The sequence below is a fragment of the Cryobacterium sp. HLT2-28 genome (assembly GCF_004402495.1).
Classification (GTDB): domain Bacteria; phylum Actinomycetota; class Actinomycetes; order Actinomycetales; family Microbacteriaceae; genus Cryobacterium; species Cryobacterium mannosilyticum.
Map to the genome: position 1 here is coordinate 117,518 of NZ_SOFH01000009.1, position 20,052 is coordinate 137,569.

Here is a 20,052-nt window from a genome sequence, read left to right on the forward strand (position 1 = left end):
TCGGGGGCATGCTGGATTCACGGCGGGTGAGACCTTGGTGCGGAGCCCCGGCTGGTGCGAAATGTTGGTGCGAGACGTTGGTGCGAGACATTGGAGCGGGACGAGTGAGGCGGCGAGGCAGGAGATGACCGGCGATCGGGGACGGGACCGAACCTTGCGACCCACCGGCCGCCGGAACCTCGCGCTGCTGGCGGCGCTGCTGCTGGCGGCGGCGCTGGCGGGATGCTCGGCCAGCGCGCCGCGGCCGTCCGTGGCAACCGAGACGCCGGCCCAGGCCCGGCCGACGCCCTCCCAGAGCGTGCCGCCGAACGCGGTTCTGTTGCCGGTGCATCCGGTGGGTGACCCCGTGGTCATCGCGTCGGGGCTGGATGCCCCCTGGTCCATTCTGCGCCTGCCCGCCGGCACCCTGATCAGCGAACGCGACACCGCGCTGGTGCGGGAGCTCCTCCCCGACGGCAGCCTGCGGGATGCCGCCGAGGTTCCGGGAGTGCGCCCCGGCGGCGAGGGCGGCCTGCTCGGCCTCGCGTTCCTCGCCGACGCCGCTGCCCCGGACGGAACCGGCTGGGTGTACGCCTACTTCACGGCCGCCGACGACAACGAGATCGTGCGGATGCCGCTGTCCGGCACTCCGGGCGGCCTCGGCCTCGGCTCGGCCGAGCCGGTGCTCTCGGGCATCCCCAAGGCCGGCAACCACGATGGCGGCCGGCTCGGCTTCGGACCCGACGGCCTGCTCTACGCCACGGCCGGCGACGCGGGCAACACCGCCAACGCCCAGGATCTCGGCTCGCTCGGCGGGAAGATCCTGCGGATGACGCCGACGGGCCAGGTGCCGGCCGGCAACCCGTTCGGCACGCTCGTCTATTCCTTCGGGCACCGCAATCCGCAGGGCATCGCCTGGGACTCCCGCGGCCGGCTCTGGGCGAGCGAGTTCGGCCAGAACACCTGGGACGAGCTCAACCTCATCGTGCCCGGCGGGAACTACGGCTGGCCGGTCGTGGAGGGTGCGGCCGGGAACCCCGACTACCGCGACCCGGCAGAGCAGTGGCGCACGAGCGAGGCGAGCCCGAGCGGGCTGGCCATCGTGAACGACACCCTTTTCCTGGCAGCGCTGCGCGGCGAACGGATCTGGCGAATCGATCCCTCCACCGGGGAGACCAGTGCGTGGTTTGTCAACAGCTTCGGCCGACTGCGCGACGTGGTGTCGGGCCCGGATGGCACACTGTGGTTTGTGAGCAATAACACGGATGGCCGCGGAGACCCGTCTCCCGGCGACGACCGGCTGTACCAGGTGCGGGTGGCACCCTGATGGCCGACCTCGACCGGGTGCGGCGCTGGGCCGACGCCCTCATCGCGCTGCACCTCGACCTGACCTGGACCTTCGCCTTCGACAACGCGAAGAAGCGCGCGGGACTGTGCAATTACACGGTGCGGCGGATCACCGTGTCGCGGTACCTGGCCGCCCGCTACGACGACGACGAGGTGCACCAGATTCTGCTGCACGAGGTCGCGCACGCCCTGGCCGGCCCGCGCGCCGGGCACGGGCCGAAGTGGAAGGCCGTCGCCAGCGGACTCGGCTACGACGGCAAACGCACGCACGACGGCGAGATCGCCGACGAACTCGCCCCGTGGGTGGGAGAGTGCCCGGCCGGTCACATCCACTACCGCTACCGGCAACCCACCAGGGCGTTCGCCTGCGGGCTGTGCGGGCGCGGGTTCAACCGCGCGCACCTGATCAAATGGAACCGGAGGGAGATCACGGCGGCGGCACGGCGCCGCGCGGCGGCAGCCACGGGCACCGGCACGAGGTGACGAACGCCCGGGACGAACGCCCAGGGACACCCTGTAAGCACACCCGGTGACGAACACCCCGGGACTATCACCCCGTGGCTGTCACCGGCAACCGTCACCGGTCAGTCGGCGACGGTCAGTCGGCGACGGTCACTCGGTGACCGTGACCTCTTTCCAGAAGGCGACGTAGTTGCTGTAGTCCTGGCCGACCCGCTCGAATGAGGCCGGGTACGGCGTGGGATAGCTGAACGCGCGGTCCTGCAGCAGGGCGTCGTCGTTCTTCACGCTGAAGTACTGGCATTCGCCCTTCCAGGAGCAGGTGTACTGGGTCGGGCTCTCCACCAGCAGGTCGGCGTTCACCGACGCCGGCGGGAAGTACCAGTTGCCTTCGATCCTGACCAGGTCGTCCTGCGGTGCTTCGGCGAGGACGGTGCCGTTGAGTACTGCCTTCATAGAAGCTTCTCCTTGGGTCGGTGCCGGGCGTCTCGGCAGTCGGCCGAGGCCGTGCTCCGGCCGTGCTGGGGAAAACGTCAGGCTGGGAAGGTGAATTCCCGCAACAGCGGGATCCCAGCCGATTCACGGCCGGCGTCCGACTCGACCGTCGCCCGGTCCGGCGCGCCGACCGCGGCCGCCACCTCGGCCTGCCGCCCGTCGGCGACGAGGGCGAGGGCCGTCTCCGAGGCGGTGACCAGGTGCCGCAGCGCCTGCCGGAGCCCGGTGAAGCTTGCGGCGGCCGCCGCCGCCTCCGGCGAGACGTGGTCGATCCCGAGGCCCGCGAGGGCGTCGATGACCGCGCCGGCGACGAGGAAGTCCTCGACCGCGAACCGGGCAGTGCCGTCGTTGCGCCGCTCGCCCACCGCGATCACCGCGACGGCGAACCGGTCGCCCTTCTCCGCCTGCCGATCGAGCACCCATTCGGCGACGCGCTCGGCCGTGCCGAGATCGGCCCGGATGACCTGGTGCGCGGCCAGCGGGGTGGGGATGCCCTGCGCGTAGCCGGTGGGCGGCAGCGCGTCGGCCAGGATCACGACGTCCGCCTGCCCGGCGAGGGCCTGGAAGCCGACGAGGCCGACATCGAAACGGACCTGGTATTTCTGCTGGGGCTCGGCGGCAATCACCTCATCAGAATATCGGGAACGGCCCGGCGGACGGCAACCCTGCGGGCGCCGGGCTAGTGGACGTCGAACCGGGCCAGCGCGTCGGCATCCGTCGCCAGCGTCATCGCCCGACGGGCTCCGTCCAGCGCCGCGACCGGGTCGGTCTCGGCCACCGCGAGGGTGAGCTGGCGCTCGGACTCGGTCAGGCGCGTGCGTGCCTCGGCGCCGACGCGTCCGGGATGCCCGGTGATGAAGTCGCGGGTGACGGTGAGCTGGCTTCGCACGGCGAGCAGCGCGCCGGACAGGGCGCCGCGGGCGTTGTCGAGGCGAAGCTGCCGGTTGCGGGCGTCCGAACGGATGACGTCCAGCCCATCCATGGCCTCCCGGAGCCTGGCGAGGTCGGCGGCCGGATCGCTGAGGCGGGACGGCCGGCGCAGCTCGCCCAGCGCCGCGTCTGCCTCGGCGATGACACGGTTCAGGTCGGTGCGCGCGTCGGCCTCCTCGTGCGCGTCGCGCAGCGTGCGCGCCTCGGCCAGTTCGGCGTGGGCAGCGTCGAGTGCCCGGGTGAGGGCGGCGAAGCCGAGGTGCAGCCGGTCTTCTCCGGTCTCGATCGCGTCGAGCAGCTTGCCGGCCCGGAAGAGGCCGTGCTCGGCCGCCTGGAGCTGATCGCCGACCGGGCGGGCGGCGTCGGCGGCAAGCTGGGCCGCGGCGGCGTCCGTGGCGGCGCGCGCCTCGTCGAGGGCGGCCTGGGCGCGGCCGGCGTTGTCGCTGATCGAGGCGAGCGCGGCCGCCGAGTACGTGTGGGAGAGGCGGGCGAGGCTGGCCGCCCCCGCGGCGACGCGGTCGGAGACCCGGTCGAGGCGGCGCTGCAGCTTCTCGAGCAAGAGCGGCGCATCCCGTTCGAGGCCCCGCCGCGACGAGAAGTCGCGGGTCTGGGCCTGGAGCCGGGCGGTGGCCTCGTCGGCGAGCTGGGCGATCTGCTCGGTCCAGCGGCGGCGTTCGGTCTCGCTGTCGGGGATGCCGTCGTCGAGCTTCTGTTGCAGCGCGAAGGCTTCCTTGAGCTGGCGGGTGGACAGGGCGAGCGCGGCGGCGAAGTCGCGGGTGGCCCCCTCACCGAACTGGGCGAGGGCGAAGGCGAGTTCGTCGGCGTTGGCTTCGATCAGGTCGTCGGCGCGGACCAGGGCGATCGCGGCGGCACGGGAACGTTCGGCGGCGGCCTCCGCCAGGGCGAGGTCGCGGGCCCTGGCCCGGCGCCGGGCCAGGCCGACCAGCAGCGCCACGATGACGCAGACCACCCCGAGAACGATGGCCGAGGGCACCCACCAGAGTTCGCCAGTCATACCGGCGAGTCTAGCCAACGCCGGGGCCAGGTCTCCGCAACGAAACCGCCGATCCTGAGCCCATTCGCCGGCACCGCGGAGGGCACCGGATGCGGCGCCGGACGACCGGCTAGCCGCGCCGCATCTGGCGGCGGATCAGGTCGTAGTCGTGCCGCGAGATCTCGATCAGACCGCGCCGGAGCTGGTAGCCCCAGTCGGGATCGTCGCGGGTGAATTCGAGCACGGTGAGCAGCGGGCGGATCGACGCGGCGACGGCATCCGTGTCGTAGTCGACCGGGTGCCGCCACGGCCGGTAGGACCCGGACCCCGCCTGGCCGGCCTGGCCCGTTCGGCCCGGGGCACCCTCGGCGATCCACCCGATCGCGGTGAACTCGCGCAGGGTCTCGCCATCGGACTCGGTCTTCGGCGAGTAGTAGACCACGCCGTCGGATTCGCGCATCTCCTCGAGGGCCGCCCGCGACCCGTGATTGGCCTGCGCGAGCCCCATCGACACTCCGCGGAGCACCTGCTCACGCGGCGCGACGCCCAGCCAGTATCGAATTGCCACCCTCTCAGTTGTACTGCATCAGGATGCGCCACAGACTAGGGGCATGCGTGTACTGCTGAAAGAGATCCTCGACTGTTCCCCGGATGCCGCGTGGCGCGCCCTGCGCAGCCCCGCCGTCTTCCGGGAGGTGAGTTCGCCCGTGGTGAGCGTTGAATCGCTCGAGGCAGGCGGGTTCCCCACCGTCTGGGAACCCGGCGAGCACCCGGTCGGCCTGAACGCGCTCGGCCTCCTGCCGATGGGCGAACAGGTGATCCGGCTCACTATGGAGACCACCCGGAAGGACGGGGTGCGGATCCTCCGCGACACGGGCCGCGGTGTCTCCGGCGCGCTCGCCTCGGTCACCCTCTGGGACCACCGGATGGCCGTCGCCGCCGACCCGGCCGGCACGGGGAAGACCCTGTTCCGCGACCAGCTGATCTTCCGGACCGGTGCGCTCACCCTCGCCAGCTGGCCCGTGTTCTGGGCCCTCTGGCAGTGGCGGATGCACCAGCTCCGGCGCCTGGCCCCGACCTGGCGGCTCGACCTCGGCGTCGACCTGCCGGCCGATGCCGGCGCCTCGGCTTCCGAGACCGCGGCGGCCGACGCCTCGGCCGGCACGGTTTCCGGCGCCGATTCCGCCGCCGTTTCCGGGGTGACCGAATGACCACCACGCTCGGCGCTCTCCAGGTGGCCGACTGGCGCCGCCGGGTGTTCGGCCTCTACGCCGGGGTGCGCCAGCTCAGCGCGCACGACCCCGCGGCCGGCCACGAACTGTGGCGCAGCGGCCGCGACGACCTGTTCGCGGGGCATCCGTCGTCGCCGTTGATGCCCGACGACCGGTCCGCGTTCACCGGCTTGCCCGTCGCCGCCTATGACCCCGACTGGCGGTTCGAGGTGGAGGTCCACCGAGCCGAGCAGCCCCATCGGATCCAGGTGGACACGGGCACGGACGGCACGGTGCCGTTCGACCTCGTCGGCACGGTGCGCCTGCCCTACCTCGGCGCGATCGACCTGTGGCGCCTGGCCAGCTACGGCGGCGGGCTCTTCCTGCCGGTCAAGGACGGCCTGGCCGGCAAGCCCGGCGGAACGTACGGCGGCGGCCGGTACCTGCTCGACACCATCAAGGGCGCCGACCTCGGTCCGGGCGCCGACGACGACACCCTCGTGCTCGACTTCAACTTCGCCTACAACCCGTCCTGCGCCTACGACCCCATGTGGGCCTGCCCGCTGCCGCAGGCCGGCAATGTCGTGGCCGTCGAGGTGCCTGTCGGCGAGCTGTACACCGGCGCGGAACACGACTGAGGCACCGTTCCTGGGAAGCCGCTTGACAGCATCCGCTAGAGTGGGACCTTGCGAATGCGTAGTTGCGTTTGCTGCGTCGTAGAACGCCCTCTTCTTTCTTTCTCCGTCCGCCCACTCGTGGGCCGGCCGGATTTTGCGAATGAAACCTTCTTACGGCGAACGGATGTGCCCATCGGCACCTTCGCCATGTGAATCCTCCTGGCTCCGGCCTCTGCCTTTGCGCAAATCCGGTCCACGTGAGGAATCTGATGCCCGAAAGGCACCACTTTGTCTGAAACTTCCTTTGGCACGCTCGGCGTGCCGGCTCCCCTCGTCGCCGTTCTCACGGCGCAGGGAATCGACAGCCCCTTCCCGATCCAGGTCGACACCCTGCCCGACACCCTGAACGGCCGCGACGTGCTCGGCCGCGGCAAGACCGGCTCGGGCAAGACCCTCGCCTTCGCACTGCCGATGGTCGCCCGCCTCGGCGGCAAGCTGTCCGGCGGCAAGCGCCGCCCGGGCCGCCCGCTCGGCCTGATCCTCGCGCCGACCCGCGAGCTCGCCACCCAGATCACCAACGCGCTCACCCCGCTGGCCGAGGCGTACGGCCTCAACACGACGACCATCTTCGGCGGCGTCTCCCAGGGCCGACAGGTCTCCGCCCTCAAGGCCGGCGTCGACATCGTCGTGGCCTGCCCCGGCCGCCTCGAGGACCTCATGAAGCAGGGCTTCGTGAGCCTCGACGCCGTCGAGATCACCGTGCTCGACGAGGCCGACCACATGGCCGACCTGGGCTTCCTGCCCGTCGTCACGCGCATCCTCGACAAGACGCCGAGCAGCGGCCAGCGTCTGCTCTTCTCCGCCACTCTCGACAACGGCGTGGACAAGATCGTGCGCCGCTTCCTGCACAACGAGGTTCTGCACTCCGTCGACGAGGCCACCAGCCACGTCTCCGCGATGACCCACCACGTCTTCGAGGTCGACGGCGTCGAATCCAAGAAGGCCCTGATCGAGAAGCTCGCCTCGGGCACCGGCCGCCGCATCCTCTTCATGCGCACCAAGCACCACGCCAAGAAGCTGGCCAAGGCCCTCACCGAGGCCGGCATCCCCGCCGTCGACCTGCACGGCAACCTGTCGCAGGTGGCCCGTGACCGCAACCTCGCCGCGTTCAGCGCCGGCGACGTGAGCGTTCTCGTCGCCACGGATGTCGCGGCGCGCGGTGTGCACGTCGACGACATCGAACTCGTCATCCACGTCGACCCGCCGGCCGAGCACAAGGCGTACCTGCACCGCTCGGGCCGGACCGCCCGCGCCGGCAGCGCCGGTGACGTCGTCACGCTGGTCCTTCCGGAACAACGCCGCGACACCGACGCGCTCCTGCGCAAGGCCGCCATCAAGGTGACCCCGCAGCGCGTGAACGCGGACTCCCCTGCCGTCGCCGCGCTCGTCGGCGATGTCGCCGAGTACGTCAAGCCGCTTCCCCGCACCGAGCAGCCGCAGCGCCAGTCGCAGGGCGGCCGTTCCCAGGGCGGCGGCCGCTCGCAGGGCGCCAATGCCCAGCGCAAGCGCGACGAGCGCGAGAGCGGTACCCGCGGCGGCCGTGACGGCGGCCGCGGCCGCAGCGGTGACTCCGTGGCGGCCGGCGGCTCTGCCCGCCAGGACCGTGCCGGACGCCCCGCGGCATCCGGTCGCAGCCACTCCCCGCAGGGGAACGGCGGAGCGGCCCGTACCGGCCAGGGTTCGGGACGCTCCGGCGGCCTGCAGGTCGGCGGCCTCGTGCGCGGTGCAGGCTCCACCGGCGGCGCACGCCGCTCGGCTCCCCGCCGCGCCCAGGGCTAACCGAACTGAGTCACGAGGCGGGTGACAGCCGGCTGATCAGGGTTGTTCCGATGCCGGTGTGGACGCGCTCAAATTTGTCGTAGGTGAGCCCGGGTGTCAGGGATGCTGCGCGTGCCGCAGTACCTCCGTGCATCCGGGCCGCGACTTACCCCACACGCGAGGCGAAGATATCGCTGGCCGGGCGGGGTGAGATGCTGCCGGGCGGGTTGGCCCCGGCACCGTTCATCTGGGTGAAGAACGTCAGGAAGTCACCCTTTGAGTGGGTCAGGCCTTCGTAGTCCCCCGCGAAGTATCCGCGGGCCCTGGCTCCGCTCGACATGTCGAAGTCGGCACCCACCCGTGTCTCCTGCCAGGTGGCGCCACCGTCGTGGGAGTGCAGCAACCATGTGCTCGTGACCAGCGGAATCCCCGCATCGTCATTGCGGAAATCGTAGTAGAGTACGCCGATGCTGCCGTCGGGCAGGACGTGCACGCGCGGCGTGAATGCCGGCGAGGAGTGGACCGTGTTGATGGCGTAGGACACGGTGCCCCAGCTTGCGCCGCCGTCGGTGGACTTGGCAAAGGCAATCTGGTCTCTCGCGTTCCCGTTGGAGCGGGCGTCCTGCCAGGCCGCGTAGACCTCCTGGTGTCCCGGACGCGGATCAGTCGCCCAGGACGGGATGATGTCGCCCGTGCGGACCGGGCTGCCGAACGTTGGGTCAGTGACCCCGACGCTGTTCAGCTTGTCGACGATCGTCGGGGTCGACCAGGTCGACCCCCGGTCGGCGGAGCGCTGGATGGCGACGTTGTCGCCCCGCACTTTCTTCGCGTTCTTGAAGTTGTAGATAAGGTCAAATCCGTTCACCAGGTCCCCGGTGCCGGTGACCACGATCTCGCTGCCGATGGTCTGGTTGATGGTTCCCGGATCGAAGATCTTGCGCGCGGCTTCCCAGGTTGCGCCACCGTCCGTGGTTCGTGAGAACCACGTCGGCCCGTGATAGCCGATGGCGTGCTCGCCTGCCACCCGAGAGGCCCGTTCAACGGGGAACTCGAGCCGGTCCCACACGGCGTAAACGTAGCGGGAGGAGGTTGGATCGGCGGTGATTGAGTTCTTGTCGTTGAAGACGTTGAGGTCCGTGTCGCGCTTGAGCACGGCATTCGGACCCCAGGTCGCGCCGCCGTCGGTCGACTTGCTGACCAGAAGCGCGTTCTCACCGCTCAGCGTCTGGTTGAAGCTGAGCGAGAAGGCATAGGCGGAACCGTCCGGTGAAACGCTGACCCAGGGGTCGGTTGAGCGCTCGTAATCGCCACCGTTCGCCACTGTGCCTCCTGTGCACCGCGAAAACGCCGGCTGAGTTCTTGACGGTTGCCAGGTGTCGCCGCCGTTGGTGGAATACCCGTAGTACGTCGCGTTGGAACCACCGTCAGACCACCGGTCCTGCTGCCAGCCGCCGACGAGATTGTCTTCATTCGCGGGGTTGACCGCAACAGACGGTTCGAGCTCGGTGCCGGGGAAGTTGGTTCCGACCTGAGCGGAACCTGGGACGCCGTTGCAGGGAGGACCATCAGCGTCGGCCCCGGCGAACGGGCTGCCGATCGAACTCGCCCGAACGAGCGGACTCGCACCCAGGGTGCCGGCAACGGCAGCGGTGGCCGGGACCCCCGCCACGGCAATAGCGCACGCCAGAACGACGAGGACCCGCTTTCGAGTGGCCCCGACCCGGGGATGACGCGGTCCGCTGTTCTGATTCATCCGGGGCTCTCCTTTGAACTCGGTCCGTTCGACGTGACGAACGGTACCCCGTTCAGCCGCTCCACGCTAGACCGCGCGAGCCGGGGAGCAGCCGCGTCAATCGGCGCCGAGCGTCTGAGCTAGTCTCGGGTCATGGTCACCACAGCGCTCATCCGTCCCGTCGTCGAATCGGATGCCGAGAGCCTCGGCCAAGTGCATGCCACCTGCTGGCACGAGACGTACGACAATCAGCTCAGCGCCGCCGCTCTCGAGCAGCTCCAGCCCGCCCGCCTGGCCGCCATGTGGCGGCGTTTCAGCTCACAGGGGCCGCAGTACCGGCAGGTCGCCGCGCTCGTCGACGGCGAGATCGTCGGCTTCGCCGGCAGCGGCCCGGCCCGCGACACCGACAAGCCGGCACCGACCGAGCTCTATTTCATCTACCTGCTGGATGCCTATCACGGCACCGGCATCGGCCAGCAGCTCTTCGACGCCGTCATCGACGAGGGACCGTCGTGCCTGTGGGTCGCCGCCGAGAACGCCCGGGCCCACTCGTTCTACAAGCGCAACGGCTATGCCCCGGACGGCCACGAGCAGGACCAGGAAGTCCTCGGCGAGGAGTTGCACGAGGTGCGCCTGGTGCGGCCCCGGTCGCTCGCCCGGCGCGTGTCACTCGCCACCGCCGGGTAACGCCCCGCGCGGGTCGGCGCGCCGGCGGCGCGCGGACGGTCGGGATGGAGTTTTTCGCGACCCGCCGCATCCGTCGCCGTCGAACCCGGCGTGGCGCGAGTTTCTCCACCCTGAATGGGAGCGCTGCGCTGCAGCCGCGCTAGCGGAGCTGCCCGACCGACGCGAGCGCCATCCGCAGGAGAGCGCCGCGGCCGCCCTCCATCTCCGCGGAGACGGCCTCGGAGGAGGCCTCGGCCGGCGTCATCCAGGTGAGCTCGAGGGCATCCTGGCGCGGGTCGCAGGTGCCGGTGACCGGCACGACGTAGACCATGGAGACGGCGTGCTGGCGGTCATCCGTGAACGCGGTGATGCCGGGCATCGGGAAGTACTCGGCCACCGTGACCGGCACCGGGCTGGTCGGCAACTGCGGGAACGCCATCGGGCCGAGGTCCTTCTCCAGGTGGCGGAACAGCGCGTCGCGCAGGGTCTCGCCGTAGAGGACGCGGCCGGAGACGAGCGTGCGGGTCATCTCGCCGGTCGGCCTGGCCCGGAGCAGCACTCCGACCGAGACGACCTGACCGAGACCGTCGACCCGCACCGGAACGGCCTCGATGTAGAGGATCGGCAGCCGGCGCCGGATCTCCGCCAGTTCGATGTCGGTGAGCCAGCCCGGGTTCACGTTCGGCGGCGGTACACCGTCGGGCCCAGGCGTCCAGTCCGGATCAGGGTCAGGGGTGCGCACGCTCATGAGTTCATTCTGTCCTACCCGGCGAGCGGATGCGCGGCCCGGTGCTCCTACACTGCCAACCGGCCGGGTCGGACCTCGGGTTTCGCCCGTGGAACGCGTCGGCGAACGCCGCCACCCGGTACAGTCGGCCTCGTGAACAGTCACACGTCGGTCGCGGAGCGGGATCGCGCCCTGGGCGCGTTCTACGGCCTGGCCCTCGGCGACGCACTCGGCATGCCGACCCAGTCGATGTCCCGGTCCGAGATCCTGGCCGACTACGGCCCCATCGCGGGATTCCGCGACGCGGGCCCGCGCCAGCGGATCGCCGCCGGGATGCCGGCCGGCACGGTGACAGACGACACCGAGCAGGCCGTGCTGCTGGCCGGGCTGGTCATCGAGGGTCGCGGCCACGTCGACCCGCGGGTCTTCGCGGCCCGCCTGCTCGGCTGGGAACAGGGGATGCGTGCCCGCGGTTCGCTCGACCTCCTCGGCCCGTCGACGGCGGCCGCGCTGGGCCGCCTCACCGACGGCGAGTCACCGCTGACGAGCGGCCGGTTCGGCGGCACCAACGGCGCCGCGATGCGGATCGCCCCGGTCGGCATCGCGCTCGGACTCGAACCGCTGGGCGCATTCGTCGACGCGGTCACCGAGGCGAACCTGGTCACCCACAACACCACCCTCGGCATCGGCAGCGCGGCCGCGGTCGGCGCCGCGGTGAGCGCCGGGATCGCCGGGGCAACCCTCACAGGCGCCATCACGGCCGCGGTCACCGCCGCCGCAGAGGGCGAACGCCGCGGGCACTGGGTGGCAGGGGCGTCGATCGCCGCGCGCATCCGCTGGGCCGTCGGCCACCTCACGGGATTGCCCGCGGAGGACCAGGCGGATGCCGTGTGCGCCCTGATCGGCACCTCCGTCGCCGCCCAGGAGTCGGTCGTCGCCGCGCTCGCGCTGGCCGCGGTCTCCCGCGACCCCTGGCGAACCCTCTGCCTCGTGGCGGGTCTCGGCGGCGACACCGACACCATCGCCGCGATCTGCGGCGCGGTGCTCGGCTCGGTCCACGGTCTGCGGGCCTGGCCGACGGCCGAACTGGACGCGCTTCGCCTGGTCAACGACCTCGACCTGGCCCCGCTGGTCGACGGGCTCCTTGAGCTGCGCCGGGAACGCCGTGGCTGAGCCTCCCCGCCTGATTTTCACCGGCAACGTCATCGTCGACGTGGTGCTGACCATCGACCGGCTGCCCGAGGCCGGGAGCGACACCCTAGCCTCCTCGTCCCGGCTCACGGCCGGCGGCGGCTTCAACACCATGGCCGCCGCCCGGCGCGACGGCCTGCCGGTGACGTTCCTCGGCCGGTACGGGCAGGGACCGTTCGGCGCCATCGTGCACGCCGCACTGGGCGCCGAAGGCATCGAGGCCGCCCAGCCGGCGCTGCCCGACCTCGACAGCGGCTACTGCGTCGTGCTCGTCGACGGTGCCGCCGAGCGCACCTTCGTGACCTGGGTCGGCGCTGAGGGGCGGCTCGGCCGGGGCGACCTCGACCTGGCCGAGGTGCGCCCCGGCGACATTGTGTACGTGTCGGGGTACAGCCTCGCGCATCCGGCGAATGCCGCGATCCCCGGCTGGCTGCGCGAGCTCCCGCCCGCCGCCCGCGTGATCACCGACCCGTCGCCGCTCGTCGCGACCCTCGACCCGGCCACCCTCGCCGAGGTGATGGGCCGCACCGACGTGTTCAGCGCGAACGCACGCGAGGCCCGGCACCTGACCGGGACGGGCGAGCCCGGTGACGCGGCTGCCCGCCTGGTCGGCAGCATCCGTCCCGGCGGCTTCGTCGTCGTGCGCGATGGCCCGAACGGATGCTGGCTCGCCTGCGACAACCTCGGCCGGCTCCCCGTGCACGTGCCGGGTTTCACGGTGTCTGTCGTCGACACGACCGGCGCCGGCGACACCCACTGCGGGGTTCTCGCCGCCGCGCTGGCCCGTGGGCTGACACCGCTGGAGGCGGCCCGGCGCGCGAACGCGGCGGCCGCCCTGGCCGTGACCCGGCCCGGACCGGCAACCGCGCCGCCGGCCGCCGCGATCGACGCGTTCCTGCGCGACACCGGCGGCACCGACGGCACCGACGGCCCCGGCGCCTGAGCACCCCGGCCGCCTGAGCACCCCACGGGCGGCGACACCAGCGGCACCGGCTGCTGACCACCCCGACATCTGGGCACACCGGCGCGCGATCACAACGCCGGACGCGCCCGCCCCCGTCGCAGTGAAAGACTGGAACCAGTCGCCGCGAACCGGCAGCGACCCGAAACGGAAGGTCCGAGATGGGCAACAACGAAGAGGGCCACCCCGAGCGGACCGAACCCCAGCGGACCGAACCGACCGAAGACCGCACCGAACCCAAGCGGATCGAACCGACCGAAGAGCCGACCGAACCCGAGCGGATCGAAGCGATCGACCCGGATGCCGTGCTCTGGTCGTCCGGCCCCGCGGACCGGGGCGGCCGTCCCCTGCTGCTCATCCTGCACGGCTACGGCTCCCACGAGGGTGACCTCTTCTCCCTCGCGCCGCATCTTCCGTTGCACCCGGTAATCGCGGCCCTCCGCGCGCCGCTTTCGGCCGGTCCCGGCTGGGCCTGGTTCCCGATCGGTGCGGCCGGTGCCACGGTCAACCCCGGGGCACCGAGCGCCGACGCCCTCACCGCGGCCGCCGCCGGCGTGCTGGCCTGGCTCGACGCGCTGCCGGAGCAGCCGACCTCGGTGGGCCTGCTCGGCTTCTCCCAGGGCGGCGCGATGGCCCTCCAGTTGCTGCGCCAGGCACCCGACCGGTTCGCCTTCGCGGTACAGCTGTCGGGTTTCGTGGGCCGCAGCGAGCATCCGGGCGACGTCCGACTGGCCGAGCTGCGCCTCCCGGTCTTCTGGGGCCGCGGCACGGCCGACCCGGTGATCCCCCAGGATGCGATCGAACGCACCCAGGTCTGGCTGCCGGGTCATTCCGAGCTCACCGAGCGCATCTACGAGGGGATGGGGCACGCCATCTCACAGGCCGAACTCGGCGAGATCGTCGGCTTCCTGCGCGAGCAGTACGCGAGGCTCCCCGCCTGAGGCAGGGCCTCTGCCCCGAACGCGCCAGGTGCGCCGCCACGCTCCTGGTGCGCCTGGCGCGCAGCGGCGAACCAGGCGCGCTGGGCGTCGCACCGGTAGTCGTCACCGCCCAGTCGCCGCGCGGGCCGCGCAGCTCCGCGCAGGTTAGCGGGCTTGTTAGCGGGCGGGGTTAGCGGCCGCGCCCGGCCTTTTCGTTCTGGGCGGCCTGACGAACGATGTGCGCCGCCTTGCGGGCACGCTCGGCGTCGCGGTCTTTGACCCGGATCTGCTCTTCACGGACCTCGAACTGGGTCGCCCGCTCGGTGACCAGCCAGGCCGGCGGCTGCTGCAGGAGGGCCAGGATTTCGGCCGTGGTGAGCGGCTCCGTCACCTTGCCGCGCACGAGACCGGAGATCGACACGCCGAGCTTGGCGGCCACGACCTGTTTCGGGTGCGGGCCGTTGGCGCGCAGTTCGAGCAGCCACTCCGGCGGGTTCGCGTCCAGCGCGGCCAGGTCGGTGCGCGAAATGGGCGACGACTGGAACTCCGCCGGGGCTGCTTCGAGCAAAATCCCGAGCTTCTGGGCCGCCGTGGCGGGCTTCATGGTCTGGGTCTTCTTCTCGGTCATTAGTCAAGCGTATAGCCTGAGAGCGGTATCGATCCGGCGGGTCGGCACCGATGAAAGCGAACCAGAGAGGATGCCGGTGACTTTTTCCATTGCCTTCGTCGCCGGTGTGACCCCCACCAAGTGGACTCGCATCTGGGCCGAACGCCGACCCGACCAGCCACTCGAGGTCTTCCGCACCGAACCCGGGGAGCAGGACCAGGTGCTCCGCGACGGTCGCGCCCAGGTCAGCCTGGTGCGGCTGCCCATCGACGAGACCGACCTGAGCCTGATCGCCCTGTACCGCGAGATCCCCGTCGTCGTCGCGGCGAAGGACCACTTCATCGCCGACCAGGACAGCGTTCTCGTCGCCGACCTGGCCGACGAGCATCTCCTGCAGGACCCCGACGTCGTGCCGGAGTGGCGTGCGGTGGCGACCGAGGTGCGCGACGGCACGCGCCGTGCGCTGCCGAAGATGCGCGACCTCGACGAGGCGATGGAACAGGTCGCGGCGGGGGTGGGCATCCTGATCGTCCCCCATTCGATCGCCCGGTTGCACGGCCGAAAGGATGTCGTGTCCCGGCCGGTCGAGGACGTGGCGGAAAGCCAGGTGTCCCTGGCCTGGCTCTCGAGCGAGACGACCGAGGACGTCGAGGAGTTCATCGGCATCGTGCGCGGGCGCACGAAGGACAGCTCGCGGATCGACTCCCTGCCGGCCGAGCGGGTCAAGAAGGAGAAGAAGACCGACAAGGCGAAGGCCGCCGCGAAGGCTGTGCGCGTCGCCGCCGCGAAGGCGAAGCCGGCCGTGTCCCGGAAGGCCCCGAGCGCGCCCGGCCGCACCCGCCCCACCGCCAGCCCGAAGAAGGGCAAGCGCCGCGGCTCCCGCTAGCCGGAGGACCGAAGGGCCGGGCGCCGGCAGACGCTGCGAACCAGCCTGCGGAACCGCGGCGACTCGCACTCTTCGGTTAGCTGATATAAGCTCAGCGGGCTCCACGATTTACCGGCTGGAGGTTCATTTCGGTCACGAGGAGTTTCGGTGGGGGAAGTCATCCGCTGGGCGATGGCACCCGTCTTGCGCGCGTGGATCGCCGCCAGGACGCGCGAATACGACACTCTGCCACGACCGCGGGATGCCCCGCAGGCCCACGCCGCCGGCATCAACAGCGATCGGATCCTGCTCTTCGGCAGCGGGCCTGCGGTCGGCTGGGGTGTTCTCAGTCACGACCTCGCCCTGCCGGGTTCGCTCGCGCGGGCACTGTCGGCGCGCACGGGGCGCGGCACCGACGTCGACGTCGTCCCGAGTCCGGCAGTCACGATCAGGTCCGCCCGCGCCGAACTCGCCGGGCTGAAGCTGTGGCGTTACGACGCGATCGTGCTCAGCGTCGGCACGACCGACGCCGTCGGGCTGATGCCGCCCCGGGTCTGGCGGCGTGAACTCCAGGCGATCCTGGACCAGCTCGGTCGCAGCACCTCCCAGACCACCCGCATCTTCGTGCTCGGCGTGCAGCCGATCCGGTCGATCGCGGCCTACGACTCGGCCCTGGGCACCTTCGGCGCCACGCACGCCCGGACCCTCAACGAGCTGACCGGCACCGTCTGCAGTTCTCATCCGGATGCCTGCTTCGTCGCCATGGCGGCCGGCCTGGCCCGCACCTCCGGCCGCATCCGCACGGCGGCGGACTACGTCGCCTGGGCCGAGAACCTCGCCGACTCGATGAAGGGCCCGCTCGACGCGGAGCATCACGACGAGGCCCAGTCCTCCGAGAGCGACCACGACGGTTCGCCGACCGGCCACCCCGAGGGGCTCGGTCCCGACGCGGCGCGCGCCGTCGCCGCCCTGGGCCTCCTCGACACCGACCCGGAGGAGCGTTTCGACCGGATCGTGGCGGTGGCGCGGCGCTCCTACGGCACCCGTTCGGCCGCGTTCACCTTCGTCGACGGGGACCGGCTGTGGGACAAGTCCAACCTGGGCGAGGCACCCCGGGTGTATCCGCTCGCCGGCTCGGTCACCGCCATCGCGGTGCGCTCCCCCGGCGCGCTGGTCATTCCGGACACGCTGCTCGACCCGCGCACCCGCGAGCATCCCCTCGTGGTTTGCAAGCCTCACACCCGCTTCTACGCCGGCTTCCCGGTGGAGGCGGAATCCGGTGAGCGGATCGGCGTGCTCAGCGTGTTCGACCCCTCACCTCGGCCGCCCGACGAGATCGACACGGTGCTGTTGCGCGAACTCGCCCTGCTGATCCAGGCCGAGCTGCGCCGGCGCCCCGAGTAGGCGGCGCCGGGCATTCCAGGCCGGTGCGGGTCAGAGCCGGGCGACCGGCTGCCGCAGCACCGTCTTGAGCCTGGCCGGCTCGGTCCGGCGCGGGTCGCTGAGGCACACCTCATGGTGCCGGCCGTTCAGGCGCAGCCCGTTCGCGGCGAGGAAGTCACCGTGCAGGGCGGCGAGCACCGGCGCCTCGTCGTCGTAGGGCCCGAGGTGCAACAGTTGGGCGGAGAGACCCTCGTCGAGGGTCTCGGTGCGCACCCTGGCGAGGGCAGGCAGCTTCTTCTTCGCGCTCGCGGCCGCGATGACCTGGCCGATGACGACATCCGTCACCCAGTCGGGCTCGCTGATCAGCATGGTCCAGTGCCACTGCGATTTCGACCCCGCGGTGAAGACGGATGCGTCGTCGGCGTACCACAGGCCCTCCAGCGGAGCGACGACCGCGTCACGGCCGAGCTCGCGCTTGGCCTGGAACTTGATGCCGTAGGCCACCGCGTAGAGGGCCTCGACGGCCTCCGCGTAGGCGGGCGCGGTGTTCGGGTCGCCGCGCCCGTCGACGGCGATGAACCGTTGCGCGGGGACCTCGACGAGTTCCCAGTCCCGGTTCGCGGGCGCGTAGAAGGGTTTGAGCGCCTTCTTCACGTCCCACGGGCCGGCGCCCGCCGGCGCGGTGTTCCGCGGCGCCCGGAGCTTGCCGGTGCGCCGGTCGGTTCTGAACGGCACTTCGGCGCTCATTCCGGAGCTCGGTCGTCCTGGAGCACGTCGTTCTGGAGCACGTCGTTCTGAAGTACCGAGAGGATGTTGCCGGCCGGGTCCGTGAACCAGGCGATCTGCGGTCCGCGCGGGTCCCTGGCGATGCCCTTCTCGTCCTGCGGGGACCCCGGGTAGCGTTCGAAGCTCACCCCGCGGGCGAGGAGGGCGTCGACGGCCGCGTCGATGTCGCCGACGGCGAAGTTGAGGATGGTGAACACGGCCGGCACATGGTCGGGCTTGGGGTAGACCATCACCTCGGCGCCGCCGGGCAGCTCCAGCCGCAGCAGGCCCATCCCGCCGTCCCGCACGGTGAGGCCGAGGGTGTCGGCGTAGAAGGCGCGGGCCGCGTCGATGTCGGGCACGGCGAAACCGCTGAAGGCGGCGAGGATGCCGAGGCCCGGTGCGGTCTGTGGCTCTGTCATGTCGGTCTCCATGGGTCGGTGGGATCTGGGTCGGTGGGATCTGGGCCAGTCGGGATCTGGGTCGGTCGGGGTCTGAGCCGTCTGAGTCGGGCCGCCGGTCACCGGGAGCTGATCGAGGCGAACTTGCGGATGCACAGCGGCACGAACACCAGCAGCATGACACTGATCCCGATCAGCACGGTCGCGATCGGGTTCTGCATCGTCCAGATGTCGGGCACCGGCGCGGTGCCCTCGTTGCCGAACAGCTGCCGGGCTGCCTGCACGAGCGAGGAGACGGGGTTCCACTCCGCGAAGATCCTCAGCGGGGTCGGCAGGGTGTCGCTCGGCACGAAGGCGTTCGAGACGAAGGTCAGCGGAAAGAGGATCAGGAACGAGGCGTTGTTGATGACCTCCGGGCTCTTCACGCTCATCCCCAGCAGCGCCATCACCCAGCTGAACGCGTAGCTGAACAACAGCAGCAGTCCGATCCCGGCCAGGAACTCGGGCGCTGAGGAGTTCACCCGCCAGCCGACCGCGAGGCCCGTGCCCATCATGATCACCATCGAGATCGTGTTGAGCACGAGGTCACTGTTGGTACGGCCGATCAGCACGGCCGAGGAGCTCATCGGCAGGCTGCGGAACCGGTCGATGATGCCCTCTTTGAGGTCCTGGGCCATCGCCGAACCGGAAAAGGTCGAACCGAAGACCACGGTCTGGGCGAAGATGCCTGCCATCAGGAACTGCACGTAGTCGGTTCCCTGCACGGAGATGGCGCCGGCGTAGACCTGGCTGAAGAGGAGCACGAACATGATCGGCTGGATGACGGCGAAGACGAGCATGTCGGGCAAGCGCTTGATCTTGATCAGGTTGCGCTTGGTCACCGTCCAGCCGTCGGAGTACCACATCGACAGCGGGTTCCAGGTGGGGAGGGTCGCGGCGACGCTCATTTCACGGTCTCCAATTCGGCGCCTTCGGCCTGTTGGGCGGCCTTGTCGGCCTTGTGGCCGGTGAGTTTGAGGAACACGTCGTCGAGGGTGGGCCGGCGCATCCCGGCGTCGTGCAGGCCGATCTTCGCCTCGCCGAGCGCCGCGAGCACGTGTTGGAGCACGAGAGGACCGTCGTTGACGGCGACCTCGAGGCCGCGACCGTCGGTGGTCACGAGCGGTTCGCCGTCACCGAGCCGGGCGAGGATGCTGCGGGCGGTGTCGCTGTCCGCGGCGTCGACCAGGGCGATCTCCAGCCGGTGCCCGCCGATCTGGGCCTTGAGCTGGTCGGAGGTTCCCTCGGCGATCACCCGGCCGTCGTCGATCACGACGATGTCGTCGGCGAGCTGGTCGGCCTCCTCGAGGTACTGGGTGGTGAGCAGCACCGTGGTGCCGTCGGCGACGAGGCGTTTGATCACCTGCCAGAGGGCGATCCGGCTGCGCGGGTCGAGCCCGGTGGTCGGTTCGTCGAGGAAGAGCACCTTGGGGTTGATCACGAGCGCACCGGCGAGGTCGATCCGGCGGCGCATGCCGCCCGAGAACCCCTTGACGGGGCGGTTTCCGGCGGCCGTGAGCTCGAACAGGTCGATCAGCTCCTGCGCTCGACGCCGGGCGAGCGCACCGCCGAGGTGGTAGAGCCGGCCGACCATTTCCAGGTTCTCGAATCCGGTCAGATTCTCGTCGACGGCCGCGTACTGGCCGGACACCCCGATGAGGCGCCGCACGGCCTTCGGGTCGGCGACGACGTCGATCCCGTCGACGAATGCGGTGCCGGCATCCGGCCTGATCAGGGTCGTGAGCATCTTGACGACGGTGGTCTTGCCGGCCCCGTTCGGGCCGAGCAGGGCCTTGACCGACCCGCGCGGAACGGAGAGGTCGAGTCCGGCAAGAGCGTGCACCGGGCCGCTCTTCGACCGATAGGTCTTGGTGAGGCCCCTGGCTTCTATGATGGTCATGAGAGTGTGCCTGCCTGCCCTACTGCGCTAATGTAGACGTCGTAC

At 70.9% G+C, this 20,052-nt stretch carries 22 protein-coding genes; 11 read left to right on the forward strand and 11 right to left on the reverse strand.

Annotated elements, in window-relative coordinates; all coding sequences use genetic code 11:
* The first annotated feature begins 154 nt into the window (after window positions 1–154).
* Both E3O48_RS04760 and E3O48_RS04765 read left to right on the forward strand, forming a co-directional pair.
* Window positions 155–1,306: a sorbosone dehydrogenase family protein gene (locus E3O48_RS04760; protein WP_241982398.1), complete on the forward strand. Its 1,152-nt coding sequence runs from the start codon at window positions 155–157 to the stop codon at window positions 1,304–1,306.
* A complete protein-coding gene (locus E3O48_RS04765) occupies window positions 1,306–1,809 on the forward strand; it encodes a SprT-like domain-containing protein (RefSeq protein WP_134537481.1) in 504 nt (167 codons plus the stop codon). Before E3O48_RS04760 ends, E3O48_RS04765 begins: the two co-directional genes overlap by 1 nt.
* 129 nt (window positions 1,810–1,938) lie before the next feature.
* Here the strand turns inward: E3O48_RS04765 and E3O48_RS04770 are convergent, their stop codons facing one another.
* From E3O48_RS04770 to E3O48_RS04785, 4 genes are all read right to left on the reverse strand, one after another.
* Entirely contained in the window at window positions 1,939–2,241 is a 303-nt protein-coding gene (locus E3O48_RS04770) for a DUF427 domain-containing protein (protein ID WP_134537482.1), read from the reverse strand.
* Between the two features lie 77 nt (window positions 2,242–2,318).
* Window positions 2,319–2,906: a hypothetical protein gene (locus E3O48_RS04775; RefSeq protein WP_134537483.1), complete on the reverse strand. Its 588-nt coding sequence runs from the start codon at window positions 2,904–2,906 to the stop codon at window positions 2,319–2,321.
* A gap of 53 nt (window positions 2,907–2,959) precedes the next feature.
* On the reverse strand, window positions 2,960–4,225 hold the full coding sequence (locus tag E3O48_RS04780) for a hypothetical protein (protein WP_134537484.1): 1,266 nt from the start codon (window positions 4,223–4,225) through the stop codon (window positions 2,960–2,962).
* Window positions 4,226–4,334: 109 nt separating this feature from the next.
* Window positions 4,335–4,772, reverse strand: a complete 438-nt coding sequence (locus E3O48_RS04785; protein WP_134508308.1) for an EVE domain-containing protein — start codon at window positions 4,770–4,772, stop codon at window positions 4,335–4,337.
* A gap of 43 nt (window positions 4,773–4,815) precedes the next feature.
* Here E3O48_RS04785 and E3O48_RS04790 point away from each other — a divergent pair, with 43 nt between their 5' ends.
* The 3 genes from E3O48_RS04790 to E3O48_RS04800 all read left to right on the forward strand — a co-directional run bounded on the left by E3O48_RS04790 (window position 4,816) and on the right by E3O48_RS04800 (window position 7,871).
* Complete coding sequence (locus E3O48_RS04790; RefSeq protein ID WP_134537485.1) at window positions 4,816–5,415, forward strand: hypothetical protein; 600 nt, start codon at window positions 4,816–4,818, stop codon at window positions 5,413–5,415.
* Complete coding sequence (locus E3O48_RS04795; RefSeq protein WP_134537486.1) at window positions 5,412–6,053, forward strand: DUF1684 domain-containing protein; 642 nt, start codon at window positions 5,412–5,414, stop codon at window positions 6,051–6,053. Before E3O48_RS04790 ends, E3O48_RS04795 begins: the two co-directional genes overlap by 4 nt.
* Window positions 6,054–6,320: 267 nt before the next feature.
* Window positions 6,321–7,871, forward strand: a complete 1,551-nt coding sequence (locus tag E3O48_RS04800) for a DEAD/DEAH box helicase (protein WP_134537487.1) — start codon at window positions 6,321–6,323, stop codon at window positions 7,869–7,871.
* A gap of 145 nt (window positions 7,872–8,016) precedes the next feature.
* On the opposite strand, the gene E3O48_RS04805 is transcribed toward E3O48_RS04800, so the two are convergent.
* Entirely contained in the window at window positions 8,017–9,171 is a 1,155-nt protein-coding gene (locus E3O48_RS04805; RefSeq protein WP_166788608.1) for a sialidase family protein, read from the reverse strand.
* Window positions 9,172–9,735: 564 nt separating this feature from the next.
* On the opposite strand from E3O48_RS04805, the gene E3O48_RS04810 reads away from it, so the two are divergent.
* Window positions 9,736–10,269 (forward strand): GNAT family N-acetyltransferase, encoded by a 534-nt coding sequence (locus E3O48_RS04810; protein ID WP_134537489.1) that lies wholly within the window; start codon window positions 9,736–9,738, stop codon window positions 10,267–10,269.
* Window positions 10,270–10,408: 139 nt separating this feature from the next.
* On the opposite strand, the gene E3O48_RS04815 is transcribed toward E3O48_RS04810, so the two are convergent.
* Window positions 10,409–10,996: an NUDIX hydrolase family protein gene (locus E3O48_RS04815; RefSeq protein ID WP_134508317.1), complete on the reverse strand. Its 588-nt coding sequence runs from the start codon at window positions 10,994–10,996 to the stop codon at window positions 10,409–10,411.
* A 132-nt stretch (window positions 10,997–11,128) separates the two neighbouring features.
* Between E3O48_RS04815 and E3O48_RS04820 the strand changes: the two genes are divergently transcribed.
* The 3 genes from E3O48_RS04820 (at window position 11,129) to E3O48_RS04830 (ending at window position 14,068) form a co-directional block, all read left to right on the forward strand.
* Complete coding sequence (locus E3O48_RS04820) at window positions 11,129–12,148, forward strand: ADP-ribosylglycohydrolase family protein (protein ID WP_134537490.1); 1,020 nt, start codon at window positions 11,129–11,131, stop codon at window positions 12,146–12,148.
* Window positions 12,141–13,109 carry a PfkB family carbohydrate kinase gene (locus E3O48_RS04825; RefSeq protein ID WP_134537491.1) on the forward strand — a complete coding sequence of 323 codons (969 nt, stop codon included), beginning with the start codon at window positions 12,141–12,143 and terminating at the stop codon, window positions 13,107–13,109. Before E3O48_RS04820 ends, E3O48_RS04825 begins: the two co-directional genes overlap by 8 nt.
* Before the next feature lie 179 nt (window positions 13,110–13,288).
* The gene (locus E3O48_RS04830) at window positions 13,289–14,068 is read left to right on the forward strand and encodes an alpha/beta hydrolase (RefSeq protein ID WP_134537492.1); all 780 of its coding nucleotides are present in this window, start codon (window positions 13,289–13,291) and stop codon (window positions 14,066–14,068) included.
* 169 nt (window positions 14,069–14,237) lie between these two features.
* Here the strand turns inward: E3O48_RS04830 and E3O48_RS04835 are convergent, their stop codons facing one another.
* Window positions 14,238–14,675 carry a DUF5997 family protein gene (locus tag E3O48_RS04835; RefSeq protein WP_134537493.1) on the reverse strand — a complete coding sequence of 146 codons (438 nt, stop codon included), beginning with the start codon at window positions 14,673–14,675 and terminating at the stop codon, window positions 14,238–14,240.
* Window positions 14,676–14,751: 76 nt separating this feature from the next.
* Between E3O48_RS04835 and E3O48_RS04840 the strand changes: the two genes are divergently transcribed.
* Window positions 14,752–15,540: a LysR substrate-binding domain-containing protein gene (locus E3O48_RS04840; protein ID WP_166788609.1), complete on the forward strand. Its 789-nt coding sequence runs from the start codon at window positions 14,752–14,754 to the stop codon at window positions 15,538–15,540.
* 147 nt (window positions 15,541–15,687) lie between these two features.
* Window positions 15,688–16,923 (forward strand): GAF domain-containing protein, encoded by a 1,236-nt coding sequence (locus E3O48_RS04845; RefSeq protein ID WP_134537495.1) that lies wholly within the window; start codon window positions 15,688–15,690, stop codon window positions 16,921–16,923.
* 30 nt (window positions 16,924–16,953) lie between these two features.
* On the opposite strand, the gene E3O48_RS04850 is transcribed toward E3O48_RS04845, so the two are convergent.
* From E3O48_RS04850 to E3O48_RS04865, 4 genes are all read right to left on the reverse strand, one after another.
* On the reverse strand, window positions 16,954–17,637 hold the full coding sequence (locus tag E3O48_RS04850; RefSeq protein ID WP_241982399.1) for a GyrI-like domain-containing protein: 684 nt from the start codon (window positions 17,635–17,637) through the stop codon (window positions 16,954–16,956).
* 8 nt (window positions 17,638–17,645) lie between these two features.
* Window positions 17,646–18,089 carry a VOC family protein gene (locus E3O48_RS04855; protein ID WP_134537497.1) on the reverse strand — a complete coding sequence of 148 codons (444 nt, stop codon included), beginning with the start codon at window positions 18,087–18,089 and terminating at the stop codon, window positions 17,646–17,648.
* Between the two features lie 98 nt (window positions 18,090–18,187).
* Window positions 18,188–19,015 (reverse strand): ABC transporter permease, encoded by an 828-nt coding sequence (locus E3O48_RS04860; protein WP_134537498.1) that lies wholly within the window; start codon window positions 19,013–19,015, stop codon window positions 18,188–18,190.
* Entirely contained in the window at window positions 19,012–20,007 is a 996-nt protein-coding gene (locus E3O48_RS04865) for an ATP-binding cassette domain-containing protein (RefSeq protein ID WP_134537499.1), read from the reverse strand. The genes E3O48_RS04860 and E3O48_RS04865 overlap by 4 nt, the downstream gene beginning before the upstream one ends.
* Between the last annotated feature and the right edge of the window lie 45 nt (window positions 20,008–20,052).